Source organism: Dictyobacter formicarum (assembly GCF_016587435.1).
Window position 1 is genome coordinate 69,974 of the sequence record NZ_BNJJ01000010.1, and the last position, 13,496, is coordinate 83,469.

11 protein-coding genes are annotated in these 13,496 nt (G+C 56.6%); 6 read left to right on the top strand and 5 right to left on the bottom strand.

The features are described 5' to 3' along the window. Positions 1–74 precede the first annotated feature (74 nt). The 3 genes from JMI88_RS18365 to JMI88_RS18375 all read left to right on the top strand — a co-directional run bounded on the left by JMI88_RS18365 (position 75) and on the right by JMI88_RS18375 (position 3,642). Positions 75–836, top strand: a complete 762-nt coding sequence (locus JMI88_RS18365) for a YoaK family protein (RefSeq protein ID WP_201363388.1) — start codon at positions 75–77, stop codon at positions 834–836. 266 nt (positions 837–1,102) lie between these two features. Then, complete coding sequence (locus JMI88_RS18370) at positions 1,103–2,215, top strand: LacI family DNA-binding transcriptional regulator (RefSeq protein WP_201363389.1); 1,113 nt, start codon at positions 1,103–1,105, stop codon at positions 2,213–2,215. Positions 2,216–2,379: 164 nt separating this feature from the next. Next, positions 2,380–3,642: a glycoside hydrolase family 16 protein gene (locus tag JMI88_RS18375; protein WP_201363390.1), complete on the top strand. Its 1,263-nt coding sequence runs from the start codon at positions 2,380–2,382 to the stop codon at positions 3,640–3,642. A gap of 90 nt (positions 3,643–3,732) precedes the next feature. Here JMI88_RS18375 and JMI88_RS18380 read toward each other — a convergent pair whose 3' ends face one another. Continuing rightward, entirely contained in the window at positions 3,733–4,413 is a 681-nt protein-coding gene (locus JMI88_RS18380; RefSeq protein ID WP_201363391.1) for a methyltransferase family protein, read from the bottom strand. Between the two features lie 226 nt (positions 4,414–4,639). Here JMI88_RS18380 and JMI88_RS18385 point away from each other — a divergent pair, with 226 nt between their 5' ends. Continuing rightward, the gene (locus tag JMI88_RS18385) at positions 4,640–5,455 is read left to right on the top strand and encodes an alpha/beta fold hydrolase (protein WP_201363392.1); all 816 of its coding nucleotides are present in this window, start codon (positions 4,640–4,642) and stop codon (positions 5,453–5,455) included. Positions 5,456–5,667: 212 nt separating this feature from the next. Here the strand turns inward: JMI88_RS18385 and JMI88_RS18390 are convergent, their stop codons facing one another. From JMI88_RS18390 to JMI88_RS18400, 3 genes are all read right to left on the bottom strand, one after another. After that, complete coding sequence (locus tag JMI88_RS18390) at positions 5,668–7,401, bottom strand: ABC transporter ATP-binding protein (protein WP_201363393.1); 1,734 nt, start codon at positions 7,399–7,401, stop codon at positions 5,668–5,670. Next, positions 7,398–9,194 carry an ABC transporter ATP-binding protein gene (locus JMI88_RS18395; RefSeq protein WP_201363394.1) on the bottom strand — a complete coding sequence of 599 codons (1,797 nt, stop codon included), beginning with the start codon at positions 9,192–9,194 and terminating at the stop codon, positions 7,398–7,400. Before JMI88_RS18395 ends, JMI88_RS18390 begins: the two co-directional genes overlap by 4 nt. Before the next feature lie 167 nt (positions 9,195–9,361). Further along, positions 9,362–9,514, bottom strand: coding sequence for a hypothetical protein (locus JMI88_RS18400; protein WP_201363395.1), 153 nt, complete (start codon positions 9,512–9,514; stop codon positions 9,362–9,364). 359 nt (positions 9,515–9,873) lie between these two features. Between JMI88_RS18400 and JMI88_RS18405 the strand changes: the two genes are divergently transcribed. Next, positions 9,874–11,277 carry a C39 family peptidase gene (locus JMI88_RS18405; RefSeq protein ID WP_201363396.1) on the top strand — a complete coding sequence of 468 codons (1,404 nt, stop codon included), beginning with the start codon at positions 9,874–9,876 and terminating at the stop codon, positions 11,275–11,277. Between the two features lie 241 nt (positions 11,278–11,518). On the opposite strand, the gene JMI88_RS18410 is transcribed toward JMI88_RS18405, so the two are convergent. Then, on the bottom strand, positions 11,519–12,010 hold the full coding sequence (locus tag JMI88_RS18410; protein WP_201363397.1) for a DinB family protein: 492 nt from the start codon (positions 12,008–12,010) through the stop codon (positions 11,519–11,521). A gap of 202 nt (positions 12,011–12,212) precedes the next feature. Between JMI88_RS18410 and JMI88_RS18415 the strand changes: the two genes are divergently transcribed. Next, positions 12,213–13,394, top strand: a complete 1,182-nt coding sequence (locus JMI88_RS18415) for an alpha/beta hydrolase (protein WP_201363398.1) — start codon at positions 12,213–12,215, stop codon at positions 13,392–13,394. The last annotated feature ends 102 nt before the right edge of the window (positions 13,395–13,496 follow it).

Below are 13,496 nucleotides of genomic sequence, written 5' to 3' on the forward strand. Positions count from 1 at the left end.
GCTGCCAAAATCTGGAAAAGGGATGACCACTTGCTTTGATAGTGGCGTGTCAAGCTGTGTCGATGGAGAGAACTATGCAGCAACATGTAAGGTTCGAGCGTATATGGGCAGCATTTCTGCTGGCCTGGGTGGCCGCATTCAGCGACGCGATTGGTTTCCTGGTTCTGCAACAGCTGGGGGCCTCGTTTATGAGCGGCAATAGCATGGCGACCGGCGTAGCCCTGGGCCGTTTGGATTGGCCTGCCGCGCTGCATAGCGGGTTCCCAATTATTATGTTCTTCGTAGGTAATATGCTGGGCTTCCTCATGCTGACGCTGACAAGGCCCTGGCACATTCGCTCCCCCTTCGCCATCATTTTTGCTCTGGAAGTGATCTTTCTGCTGGCTTTTCTTCTGGTTGGTAGCCGCTCTTTTCAGGGTGGGAGTGTGCGCCCCCTCGATTCATGGATCTTTTATGTCTGCACGACCCTGCTTACGCTGGCGATGGGTTTGCAGACGGCAACTGTACGGCGGGCCAGGGGCGAGCACATCAGTACAACTTTTGTGACGGGTGTGTTGAGCAATTGGGCCAACGCCCTGGCCCAATACCTGCCCTGGCTGCGCCAGCAGCTAGCGGAGCAGTCTGTGCTGCAAGTCATACGCACACCGGTGCACCAGGCATCAGCGCGCCACTTCTTCCTACTAAGCGGCCTGTGGATATCTTATTTGATCGGCGCTATCTGCGGTGGCGTCCTTGAACTACGGCTCGCCTTGACCGCTCTCGTCTTTCCCATATGCATACTTGTAGTGCTGATTGTCATCGATGTGCTGCAACCGTTTGAAAGGGAATATTTTTGATTGCGCGTCTTCTGGAGCGTGAGCGTGTGGCGAGGGAGAAATCGGCCGCAAGGGCCGAACCTACGGGGGAGCATTGTCGAGCGGCGAGGGAGAAATCGGCCGCAAGGGCCGAACCTATGGGGAGCATTGTCGAGCGGCGACCTTGACAGAAACCGGTTTCTATGTTACGTTTTTTGTGCAAAACTGGTTCTTGGCTATTGAGGTGAATTTTAGTTATAAGCGCTCACAAGGGGCGCACCTACATAGCAATGATGCAGGAGCGTCGTATGCCAGGAGAGATGCAGGGAAGGCTGACTATCCAGGATATTGCACGGCTCGCGGGTGTTTCCAAGGCTACCGTTTCGCGTGTCCTGAATCGCAATCCGTCCGTTGATCCGGTGCTGGGTGAGCGGGTGATGAGAGTGGTGCAGGAGTACAATTTCGTTCCCAACATTACCGCGACGGTGCTGGCCGGTGGCCGCACGCAGCTGATTGGCGTGCTGGCTCCCCCATTGAACTGGCCGGCGATGCCTGAAATCATGCGCGGCGTGGCTGAATACCTCGAAGACTCACCCTATGAAATCGTCCTTTATTGCATCGGCAATCAACGCAATCATGCCGATGTGCTGAACCGTATCCTGGCGATGCGCATGATCTCGGGCCTGCTGGCAATTTTTCCTGGTGGGCTGGCGCGGCAGCTGGTCGCTCATTTTCAGCAGGGTCTGCCCCTGGTGATGATCGACGACCAGGAGGAGCCAGCGGGCACGCCGTGGGTTGGCATTGATAATCTGGTCAGCGCATATGAAGCAACCAAACATCTGCTGGAGTGCGGTCACACACGCATCGCGCATATCCAGGGACCTGCCAGCTATCATTGTGCGGCTGAACGCTATCAGGGCTATTGCCAGGCTCTGCACGATGCCAGCATCACTCCCGATTCCAATCTACTCTTCCATGGCAACTTTAAACAGAGTGGTGGCTGCCACTGCGCCAGCCTGCTTTTCGCGCGCGACAGAAGCACCTGGCCGACCGCCATCTTTATTAGTAACGATGAGATGGCCTATGGCTTCCTGGAAGTTGCGCAAGAGCAGGGAGTCAGCATTCCAGAAGATATTGCTGTTGTCGGCTTTGATGATTACATCATCTCAGCCCACACGAGTCCCCCGCTCACCACTATTCGCCAGCCGTTCACCGACATAGGGCGTACAGCTATCGACCTGCTCTTAACCATGATTGATAGAAAGAATGAGAAGCAGCCGCCGAAAAATGGGCGGCAGACATCAGGAGGTGCCCCGACACAGGATTATTTCGCCGATCCACCCTGTATTCAGCTAGCAACCACCCTTGTACAGAGAGCATCGAGTCGTGTTCTCAACCAGCAGCCTATCAGCAGCCCTTAGTGGCTCTTTTTAGCCAGCGTTTACGACCGAATTAGACCACAGACAACAGAGACGATTTGCTTACTGAAGAGTATACATACTGTTGTCAGGCTATCTTTTTGTCTTGATGAGTAAGAGTTGTGTGCTTTTATATTTTGAGGTAGTTGATCTGAAAGGAGCGATCAATGCAGATCTTTCCACATAGGGAACCGGTCAATGACTCCCTGCTGTCGCGCAAGCGGCGCCTCCTCTTGTTCACCACGCTGTTCGTTATTGTCATGTTGGGGCTGGCCGCCCTGAGTTTTGCGCCATCAAGCGCCATTCCAAGCGCCAGGGCCGCGTCCTGGAATCTCACCTGGAGCGATGAATTCAATGGCGCTGCTGGTACAGGTGTCAATACCACAAACTGGAAATACGATACAGGCACAGGTTGGGGGACGGGCGAGATTGAGACGATGACGAATAGCACCAACAATGTCTATCTGGATGGCAACGGGCACCTGGCGATCAAGCCTATCCGCGATGGCAATGGAAACTGGACCTCGGGGCGCATTGAGACGCAGCCCTCGAACTTCGCGGCGCCCGTTGGTGGCGAGGTGGCCTTCGAGTCCTCGATCCAGTTGCCCAACGTCACGGGCGCGGCGGCTCAGGGCTACTGGCCCGCCTTCTGGTCGCTGGGCGCGCCCTTCCGCAGCGGCGGCACCTGGCCGAGCGTCGGCGAGATCGACTTCATGGAAAGCATCAACGGCACCAACATGGAGTATGGCACGCTACACTGCGGCGTCAATCCCGGCGGTCCCTGTAACGAGAGCTCTGGTCGCGGCGGCCACACGCCCTGTACGCCCACGACCTGCCAGGCCGCGTACCACACGTACCGTACCGAGATCGATCGCCGCACCTCGCCCGAGCAGGTACGCTGGTACCTGGACGGTGTAGAGTTCTGGCACGTCAACTCCAACGATCCGGGCATGGATCCCACCACCTGGGCCAACGCCATCGATCACGGCTTCTTCATCATCTACGACGTCGCCATGGGTGGTGGCTGGCCCGGGAATCCAACGGCTTCCACGCAGTCCGGTGTCCCCATGCTGATTGACTACGTCCGTGTCTACACGCTCAATGGCACAACTCCGACGCCGACGCCGACGCCGTCCCCGACGCCCTCAGGCTGCTCCGGCACCTTCACGCAGAACGTCGTTAGCACCGGGTCCAGCACGGCCCTACCCTGGTTCCAACCCTGCGGCTGGACAGCTGGCTACGTTATCTTGCACTATATCGTTCCCGGCCAGGTACAGCAGAATGTCCAGATGACATATAATAGCGGCACCGCGCGCTGGGAGTATACCGTGAACGGCCTGAACGCAGGCCAGACGCTCCAGTACTCGTTCACCTACCAGAAGGCAGGGCTGCAATACGATACCAGTTGGTATACGTGGACGCATCCCTAGCATATTGAGTATACGGCCAGTGTAAATGTTCGTGGGCGCATGCGGTGGGAGTTCCACCGCATGCGCCCAGGCGGCCCAGGCACATGTTGGTTACCAGATGTAGGGGATGAGGCGGTATTTGACGTGTGTTTTGTAGTCGGAATAGCCCTGCAGTTCTTGTTGGAGGGTGCGTTCCTCAAATACGGCTCGGATGGCGATCATGATGATGAGGAGCAGTGCCGCCAGCAGGCCGAACCAGGAGCCTAGCAGGAGGGCGCCGCCAAGTAGGAAGCAGAGGGCGGCGGCATACATGGGATGGCGCACGTAGTGGTAGGGTCCGGTTGAGACGACGGTCTGGCCGCGATCGCTCTGGATGCGCACCATGGGCGAGAGGTAGGAGTTTTCGCGGAAGGTGGCATAGAAGAGCCAGAAGGAACCAATCAGCATGAGCGCGCCCGCGACCTGGAGCCAGGTTGGCACATGCGACCAGCGGAAGCGCACCGCATCCAGCGGCATCAGGATCAACCAACCCAGGAAGGCGGCATACAAGAACGTCATGCCTATCTTATCCCAGGATTTTTGATCGGACCTGCTCACCGTCATGCGTTCGGTAAGCAGGCCGGGATTGTGCCTGTAGAGCCAGTAAGTCAGGGAGAACACGAACGCGAAGAAGAGCACGAGAAAGGTCCAGCCAGCAGGCCAGGCGATGGTACCCGCCGCGAGGAACAGGGGCACACTAAAAAACAAAACGAGATAGACCAGTTGGGCAAAAAGCACTTTCAGATTGACCATGATTGACCACCTTTCCCCAGTGTAAACAGGGCTGATATATCCTCGAGTTGCTTGCTGGAATGTTGCTCGGTATGGGTCCTTACTAGATATGCAATATTTGAAGAAACAGTACCTGAAGAATCAGCAATTGTCAATTGAGAGGCTGTGCTTTTCCGCTTTTTCTCAGCTCAAAAAGAATAGGTAGATAAGTAGGGTTTACAAAATTAAAATTGAAGGGGTATTTATTATGACGACCAATGCGAATCAGCCTGCAGGGAAATACGCTGCTGTAAACGGTATCAATCTGTACTATGAGGTGCATGGCACTGGTAAGCCTTTGGTCATGCTGCACGGTGGCTTTGGCACCTTTGCCACGATGTTTGCTGCTCTCTCTTCCGCGCTGACGGCGAACCACCAGGTGATCGGTGTAGATATGTATGGACATGGACGAACCGCCCTGACCGATCGCCCCATGAGCTTTGAGTCCATGGCCGACGATATCGCTGGCCTGATTGAATATCTCGGACTCGAAAAGGCCGATGTCCTTGGCTTCTCTCTTGGTGGTGCTGTCGCCCTGCAGACCGCCATTCGCCATCCAGAGCGCGTCAACAAGCTCGTGCTTATCTCCGCGCCGTTCAAGCGTGCGGGCTGGCATCCCGAGATGCAGGTGGGCATGAAGTCCAACTCTGCTGAGTTCTTGCGCAATACGCCCCTCTATGATGCCTATGTAAGCGTTGCGCCAAAACCAGAAGATTTTACGCGCCTGGTCTCTCAGATGAATGGGGCCCTGGGTCAGGACTATGATTGGAGTGCATCGGTTGCTGCTTTGAAGTCGCCCATCCTGATAATTGCCGGCGACTCTGATGGGATGCCTCCCGCGCATGCGGTAGAGTTTTTCAACCTCCTTGGCGGCGGCTTGAAAGACGCTGGCTGGGACGGCGCAAATATGATCCCATCGCAACTCGCCATCTTGCCAGGGGGTACTCATTACAACATTAATTTCCGCACTGATCTACTGCTGCCAGCGCTTACTCCCTTCCTGGCAGAAAACAAGCAGGCATAACTGCGAAGCCGCATGAAACACGGAAAACCCCATAGGTTCGGAGCTTGCCTCCGATTTTCCTTCCCGTATGATAACGTTCTATTGAAGGCGATACCGTACGGGGGAAGGTTGCATTTGGGTACGGCATATGGGGAGGTGTTTTACCACGAGGGACGGAACGCCCGGGTACGTGCCCCACACACGGTGGGGCAAATCGGAGGCAAGCTCCGAACCTATGGGGGTGGGGGTGGGAGGGCGTCGGTTGTGGGGTTGTATTGGGTTTCGATCTGGCCGTCTTTAAGGACGAGCAGGTGGTCGGCCTGGCGCAGGACGTGCTGGCGGTGCGAGACGATCAGGCAGGTGGTTGAGCGGTCGGAGAAGAGGCGCTGCCAGAGCAGGCGTTCGGTCTCTATATCCAGTGCACTTGAGAGATCGTCGATGACCAGCAGTTCAGCCTGGCGTGCGAACATGCGGGCGGCAGCAGTGCGCTGAACCTGGCCGCCCGATAGCTTCAATCCTCGCGGCCCTACCAGCGTATCCCAGCCTTGTGGTAGCTTCTCTACGTCGTGCTCCATGACGGCCCGGTGTAAGGCAGCGCGAACTTCCTCGTCATCCAGAGGCAGGCCCAGGGTGATGTTTTCCCGCAGGCTGGCGCTGAACAATCCGGGTGACTGAGGGGTATAGGCGCTACGGGGTGGCACAAAGAAGCTGGTTGGATCAGCGACCAGCTGGCCATTCCAATAAATCTCGCCCTCCTGTCCCGGTAACAGCCCGAGCAGGGCACGCAGTAGCGTGGTCTTCCCCGACCCGATGCGCCCCGTGATGACAACAATCTGGCCGCGCCGAATGGTCAGGTTGATGCCACTGATGCCGTGGGTAGTTCCGGGATAGTAGTAGCTGAGGTTGCGGATCTCCAACTGCTCCAAACGATCTTCGCTGCGGCGGACAATAGGCGGGACCTCTGGCAGGGGGCCGCGCTGGTAGAGCGGGCCAGGCTGCAGCAGTTGTTCGGGCGTGCCACCGATCATCAATTCAGTGAGCCGTTGTTGAGCCACCCCGGCGCGCCGGTAGCCGGCGATCATCCCAATGACCTCGCTACTGAAGCGAGTCAGGTTCCTCATATAGGCAACAAACAAGGTGAAATCGCCGATGGTGAAGTGTCCACTCTGCAGGGCGCTGCCGGCCAGCAAGAGGATCAGGCCGATCCCGACATTTGAGATGCCGCTACCGAAAATGCCCAGGACCGTGTTGCTGAGGATGTTCTCGCGCAGCGAGGCCTGGCGTCGTCGCTGGTTTAAAGAGCGAAAGTGGTTGACGACGCTGGCTGTAGACCCGGCAACCTGGATGGCCTGCACGGTCCCCAGCATCTCTAGCAGATAGCTGCTGACGTCGCTGGCCGCCGCGCGGTTGAGGCGTCGATAGTGCTCGATGCGTCCGCCGAAGGCGTTGACCACAACGTTCCCGAGCAGCAAGGGTAGAACCGCGATCACGGTCAGCTGGAGGTTGATGCGAGCCATAATAGTCAGGGCCACTACTGTTTCGACCATCATGCCAGCCACAAAGGCACCCATTACCAGAAAGTGTCCCAGGCTGGCGGGTTCTTCCTGCAGGCGATTCACGATGTCGCCTGCTGCATAGGGAAGGCGGCCAACTCCTGGCAGGCGTAGCAGGTGTTCCAGCAAATTCTTGCGCAGGAGACGCTCGATGGTAAAGATCGGGAAGCGCTCACTGATCTGGACCAGCATCAAGGCAGCCATGCGCGTCAGCATGAGGCCGAAGAACAGCCCGATGAGCGTCCAGAAGTGCAGGTCAAGCTGCATACCATGCGTCAGGCCATCGATGATCTGCTGGATAATAAGGCCAGGTGCCAGAAGCAAGAGGCGTCGGGGAAACTGCAGCAGGATCGCCAGTAGATAGCTGCCCCGTGAGGCTCGGATCAGGCGCGCCAGAAAGGTGTATGTTTTCATGCCAGCATCTCCTCCGGATGGGACATTGTGAGTAGTTGGGCATAGCGTGAGTCCGGCCGATTGCGCAACACGCTGCGCTGGTCGTACTCCACGATGTGCCCGGCTTCGAGAACCATAATGCGGTCCACCCGCTCCACTGTTTGCAGGCGATGGGCGATAATGATCGCAGTACGTCCGATCAACAATTTCTCGATCGCCTGTGTAATCAACTGCTCGGTCAGAGGATCCAGCCGCGAGGTTGCCTCGTCTAGAATGATGAGTTGCGGGTCCTTAAGGAAGACGCGGATGCAGGCCAGTAATTGAGACTCGCCAGCGGAGAAATCGGAGCCATTGCCTGCCAGCTCGGTATCCAGTCCTCTCGGCAGGCGCGTATACCATGGCATGATGCCCAGCTCCTCGATAGCTGCAAGGATGCGCTGATCCGCAATAGCGTCGTCGAAGAAGGTCAGGTTCGCGCGCAAGCTGGCGCGGAAAAGCTGCACCTCCTGCGTCACCAATCCCACACGGCCGCGCAACTCATCTAGCTTCGCCTGCCGCAGGTCGTTCCCTCCCACCCGCACGCTGCCAGTCTCTGGATCATAGAAGCGCAACAGCAGCCGGATCAGCGTAGATTTCCCGCTACCGCTGCGCCCGATCAAGCCGACAACTTCGCCTGGCGCAACCTCAAACGAGATGTCGTGCAAGACTGGTCGATCTGGCTCATACTGAAAGGCCACGGACTCAAAGGCAATGGCGAGCGCTCCGGCCGGAAAAACCACGCCCGGCCCATCCTGAACCCGGCTCGTTGTGTGATAGATCTCGTTGATGCGCTCAATGCTGGCCGTTACCTCCTGCAGCGAACCAAATTGATCGGTCAGGTCAAATGTACGATCCAACAACTGGGCGGTATAGCTCAAAAGCAAGACCAATGTGCCAGCCGTGAGCGCGCCCCGCACAAAAAAGTAGCCGCACAGTACCAGCATAAGCAGCGTACTCAACAGCTCAATTGCTATCCCCACAGTCTCAAGGCCTGCCCACCAATAGATGCTGGTCAGCTCGGCGCGGTTCTCCTGGCGCTGCAGACTGAAATAGCGAAGCAGAATGTAGCGCGCGGCTCCACTGGCAGCGATATCCTCCAGGCTCTGCAACACCTCGCCCCAGAAGCCGCTCAGGGCTGCCTGGGCCTGCCGATGCCGCTTGTAGGGTGCCCGGGAGAGGCGCTGGATGCGCGCAAAAACGAAGATACTCAATACAATGTAGGCACCTAAAATCAGGCCAAACCACAGGTTCTCGCGTCCCATCAGAATCAGGATGCCCAGCATGAGGATGCCGCTACCGATGACCTGGATAACGAACTGTGAGAAGAAGTTGGCTAGCACATCAACATCGCTATCGATGCGCTCAAGGAGCTCGCCTGGCGTGTGCTGACCGTGAAAGGAGCGGTCGAGCTGCAGACAGTGCTGCGCCAGATCCTCACGCAGCCGATTGGTCGCGCGCCAGCCCACATCCTCGCAAAGATAGCTGGCCAGCGCCGATACCAGGCGACCGCCAATTGCGATGCCAAGATAGCCCAGGGCGATCAACGCCAGCACCTGCTGGCCCGCATGCTGTTGAAACGTATCGATAAACAGGCGAATGAGCTGCGGCCCCAGCAACTGCAGAGCAATACTGGCCAGCAGGAAGAGCGCCATCAGGGCCACCCTCAAACGCTGTGGACCCAGGTAAGTACGCCAGAGGACCATATACTGCCGCCAATTCACCTGCTCAGGTGAATTGCGCGCTCGCAGTGAGCGCAAGAGTTGTCGGAGAGTCATCGTTTCCTCCTCTGTTTTCATTAGCTGGACAAAAAAACAGCTGAGGCGAAGCCGTTATGTGAAAAGATGGCGCGGGAGAAGCTCTATTGCATCGGGGAAGAAGCAATTCCACATATCTCATCACCGGCTACGCCCAGTGCGTATGCCGGTGGGAGTCGCGGTTTAACTTATCGCTCGAAGCACAGCGAGTTCAGAGAGACAGTCGGCAGGCAGGCACACGCAGCTAAAAAGGGCATAGTAATCCCCTGGGCCAGGCCAGTGCGGTTGCCACCGTTACGGGAACCGTTGTATGGCCAGCTGCGGTTGTGGCGGCTCGACATGCAATCAACTCCGAAAGAAAGGACTTAATTCAGCTCATCAATGCTCCATTTCAAAGAATATCTATCTGTACTCTAAAAGTCAACAAGCAAACAAAAATGTCATGTTTCTGCAAGGAACCGTTTGAGTTCATGAGACGTCTTATCTCGACTTTACGCTCGACGATCCGTCAACGACGTTCATCACGAAGCTGCCTCCCGTGCAGGCCACCCCGTATACCACCCTCTTTTCAATGGGTCACTAGATTACCGCGAGTAATACATAGTATACTTATGAACATGTATAGATGGTAACACTATCTATTATAGGTCAATGGATGTTCTCTCGTTACCATTTCTTCTTGAGAAAGGAAGGACTAAGGATGGTCCACTTTTCCTCCCCGCGGCTCGGCAGGCGAACGTATTTCCGTGGTGCTCTTTCGTTATGTCTGCTCCTCATACTGTGCGGCGTGACGCTCTGCGTACAGCAGACTACACCTGACGCGCATGCCGCGACCGTTGATCCGCACCAGCAGTATAACGAGTTCTGGGCGCTAAACAACTTCGGGGATTTTCAGGGCTGGACGAATAATGGCGTTGCTGCTTACCCCGCTCCCTTTGGCTCGCGGGTCCAGCTTGATCCGCACGCCAATCTCACCTGTGCTGCCAGCGACATCGATGGCGGTGCGACCAGCTACGACGCTCAGACAAAGCTCTGCTCCGGCAGAGATCCGATGGCTGCGGGCACCTACAATGGCGGGATGAACTACTACAACGGTGGTAGCTTCTCCTATGGCACGTTTGTTTCGCCGGTTCACACGACGACGAATCCTGTCACGACGATTATCGCTTCTTGGGATGCGACGACACAGGATGGCACCTGGATGGAAGTCCACGTGCGCATTCTGGAGCGTGGCCAATGGACACACTGGTACGATCTGCCAATCTGGGCCAGCGACTTCAGCACAATTCAGCGCCACAGCGTTGATGGGCAGTTCGACAAAACCGGTGGCGTGGCGACCGATACGTTCTACGCGCAGACCGTCGCTACTGCCTATCAGATTGGGATCACGCTCTTCACGACGAAGCCCGGCGTGAGCCCGGTGATCCATCACTTTGGCGTAATCGCCGACTATGATGCACCCAACTCCACCCACGTGCCAGACATCGCTCCCGATACGTCCACCTGGGGCATCAATCTGGCGGTGCCGCAGCGTTCACAGAACCTGGACCAGTACCGGAATCTGGGCTATGGCGGCGGCGGCGACGTCTGGTGCAGCCCGACGTCGACCAGCATGGTTATGGCCTACTGGTCCACTATTCTGCATCAGCAAAATCTGACGCAGACCGTACCAGATGCAGCGAAGGGCACGTACGACTTCACGTATCAGGGAACGGGTAACTGGCCGAATAACACGGCGTATGCCTCCGAGTTCGGGAACATCCACGCCTTTGTGACGCGTATGTACTCATTGAGCCAGATCGAGCAGTGGGTCAAACTTGGCGTGCCGATTGTCATCAGTATTGCCTTTGGCCCCGGCCAACTGCCCGGCGCTACCTACAGCACTCAGGGCCACCTGATGGTTGTGCGTGGCTTCACCTCCAAGGGTGATGTGATCGCCAACGATCCAGCTATGGGGGGTACTACGAGTGATGCAGGTGTGGAGATTGTCTATCCGCGTGCGATCTTCCAGCAACTCTGGTTGAACGCCTCGAACGGCACCGTCTACGTGATCGCCCCCGAATTCTGGCCAACCCCGATCACTGATCGCGACGGTTCGTGGTAATAGTCAGCGTTGTTCGCCATCGCTTTCCTTGAGTGGTGTATAACGGAGAGCCCAACATGAGACGCCCCGAATTTTTCGGGACGAGCTTGGAGACGGAGGAGTTCGATAAAAGTCCGCGTGTGGAACCACCACACGCGGGCCGCGACAATAGGAGCTGCGTGTCAGGCCAGGAAATCTATGCTCCTACTTTATGGTTTTCCAATTATGCTTGACTTTAAGCGGGAGCGCAAGCACAGAGCTGCTACTCCTCGGAAGAAGCCGGACCACGGCGCACCAGCCAGGCCTGGAGTGAGGGCATGTGGTCCTCGTAGTGCTTGAAAGAGCAGCCCGCAAAGATTTGCCAGGGCACCCAGTCGGCGGGCATATATTTGAAGCGCCGGGGATCGTGAAAATCCTCCTCGCTTAGCTCCTGAACCGCCTGGAGAAATTGAGCATAGATCTTTTGCTCATCCGCTACCACCTCTTGCAGCGAGCGAGCCTCATTTTGCTGATAGACGACCTCATTGCGCTCATCCTCTGATACGTTCCATAGTTCCGAGCCCGATAGCACATGCGACTGCATGACGGGCACCATCTCGTGTTCGCTCCACGCCACGTGTGCCACCACATCTTTGACCGACCACTTCCCGGCCGCTCCGGACAGCCGCATCGTCTCCACATCGAAGCGCGCCAGCAGCGCCTCCCACTCCCCGCGCTGCTCCACCAGCGTGGTTACAAAAGTAGCTTTATCCATGATGTTTTATCCTTTCGTACCTGGTTCTCAAACATTACGCCTTCAATATATATCTATGCCTACTCTACCACCAAAAGCGGAAAAACTTCGTCCGGATTGTGTTTTTTCACATCAAGGGATGGCGCAAAAACCTGAACAATTCCCGTTTTTTGTACTGTATAAGCTTTGCATTTAAATGGGACAGAAAGGATTTCTGATCATTATGCGCCACTTAAAAGCTTTATTTGCCAGCCCTGCTCGCTTCCGCGTTATTTTTTTTCTGGTAGCTCTGGTGTGTGTTGTTTCAGTGTTGTGGGGGGCGAACAGTTCGTCCGGGGCCGCGCAGGCCAGGGCGAGCGCACCGGCCACACAGAAGCCTCATGCCAGTACTGTGGGTCCAATGCATGTGCAATTGAAGGAGAAAGCACAGACCACGGCGCCGCGTGCTATGTATAACGGGACCAGTGTGGTGTTTGTGCATGGATTGAACGGAGGGGATGGTCTGTTTGGTTCAGCTCCCAACGGCAGCGGAACGATGCCGGCGTGTGATAGCTACTGGCGAGACGCCGCCAGTTTTCTGGCCGCTCGTTGGCGAGGCGACTTCCGACAGATCAGCTACTATAATAAAGAGGTGAAGCCGGATGGTTCCGAGTGTGCCAGCAACGGGAACGAACAAAACTCCATCAGCCATTATACGGCAGACCTGCACGATCCCCTCTACCATGTCCACTGCGTCAGCATGGCCAACACCAACGACGGCACCAATAATGAGAGCCTCGACCACCTCGGCTGTCTGTTTGCCTGGTACCTCTTCTATAATTTTGGGCAGCGCAACTGGTCAGAGATCCTGGTCGGGCATAGCATGGGTGGACTGATCATCAGGCACACGATGGAACTGGCAGAGCAGCATATGCCCTGGATGCCCACCACCATCGGCACCGTCACTGACGCCATCACATTTAATACTCCCCACAACGGAGTTTTCGGAGCCTCGCTAGCCTGTGCCAACTGCACGCAGGGACAGGAAATGAACTGGAACAGCGGTTTCATGCGCGACCTGAGTGCCCACGCCCAGCATCCCAATAGCGGCGGCAATACCGACTGGACCGTTGTCGGCAGTCACTGTGACACCCTGGTCGGCAATAGCTCGCTCATGATGAGCGCCAACCACAAAGTCTGGTACGAAGGCTCATCCAGTGTAGCCTGCTATAACCACGGCGGCGCAATTCACGACCCCTCGACCGTGCAGAATGCTCAGGCCAGCTATTGCGATACCAGCAATGTATTCAGCAACGACTGTGCCTTCTCCGATGGGCATGGACAGGGACCGGACTGGTACTATGACGACGCCTATCCACATGGGCTGCAAGAGATGTTCTACGCCCTATCAAGCTATGCCTGGTAGCGCAAGATAGGGCGTAACGCAGCAAATCGGAGGCAAGCTCCGAACCTATGATGGGGGCGCAAATCGGAGACGAGGAGATCATGCCCCCGGCATGCTCGTCCG

Bases quoted from the DNA above. Each gene is read 5' to 3' on its own strand.
- JMI88_RS18365 (WP_201363388.1), top strand. From the start codon at position 75: ATGCAGCAACATGTAAGGTTCGAGCGTATATGGGCAGCATTTCTGCTG.
- JMI88_RS18370 (WP_201363389.1), top strand. From the start codon at position 1,103: ATGCCAGGAGAGATGCAGGGAAGGCTGACTATCCAGGATATTGCACGG.
- JMI88_RS18375 (WP_201363390.1), top strand. From the start codon at position 2,380: ATGCAGATCTTTCCACATAGGGAACCGGTCAATGACTCCCTGCTGTCG.
- JMI88_RS18380 (WP_201363391.1), bottom strand. From the start codon at position 4,413: ATGGTCAATCTGAAAGTGCTTTTTGCCCAACTGGTCTATCTCGTTTTG.
- JMI88_RS18385 (WP_201363392.1), top strand. From the start codon at position 4,640: ATGACGACCAATGCGAATCAGCCTGCAGGGAAATACGCTGCTGTAAAC.
- JMI88_RS18390 (WP_201363393.1), bottom strand. From the start codon at position 7,401: ATGAAAACATACACCTTTCTGGCGCGCCTGATCCGAGCCTCACGGGGC.
- JMI88_RS18395 (WP_201363394.1), bottom strand. From the start codon at position 9,194: ATGACTCTCCGACAACTCTTGCGCTCACTGCGAGCGCGCAATTCACCT.
- JMI88_RS18400 (WP_201363395.1), bottom strand. From the start codon at position 9,514: ATGTCGAGCCGCCACAACCGCAGCTGGCCATACAACGGTTCCCGTAAC.
- JMI88_RS18405 (WP_201363396.1), top strand. From the start codon at position 9,874: ATGGTCCACTTTTCCTCCCCGCGGCTCGGCAGGCGAACGTATTTCCGT.
- JMI88_RS18410 (WP_201363397.1), bottom strand. From the start codon at position 12,010: ATGGATAAAGCTACTTTTGTAACCACGCTGGTGGAGCAGCGCGGGGAG.
- JMI88_RS18415 (WP_201363398.1), top strand. From the start codon at position 12,213: ATGCGCCACTTAAAAGCTTTATTTGCCAGCCCTGCTCGCTTCCGCGTT.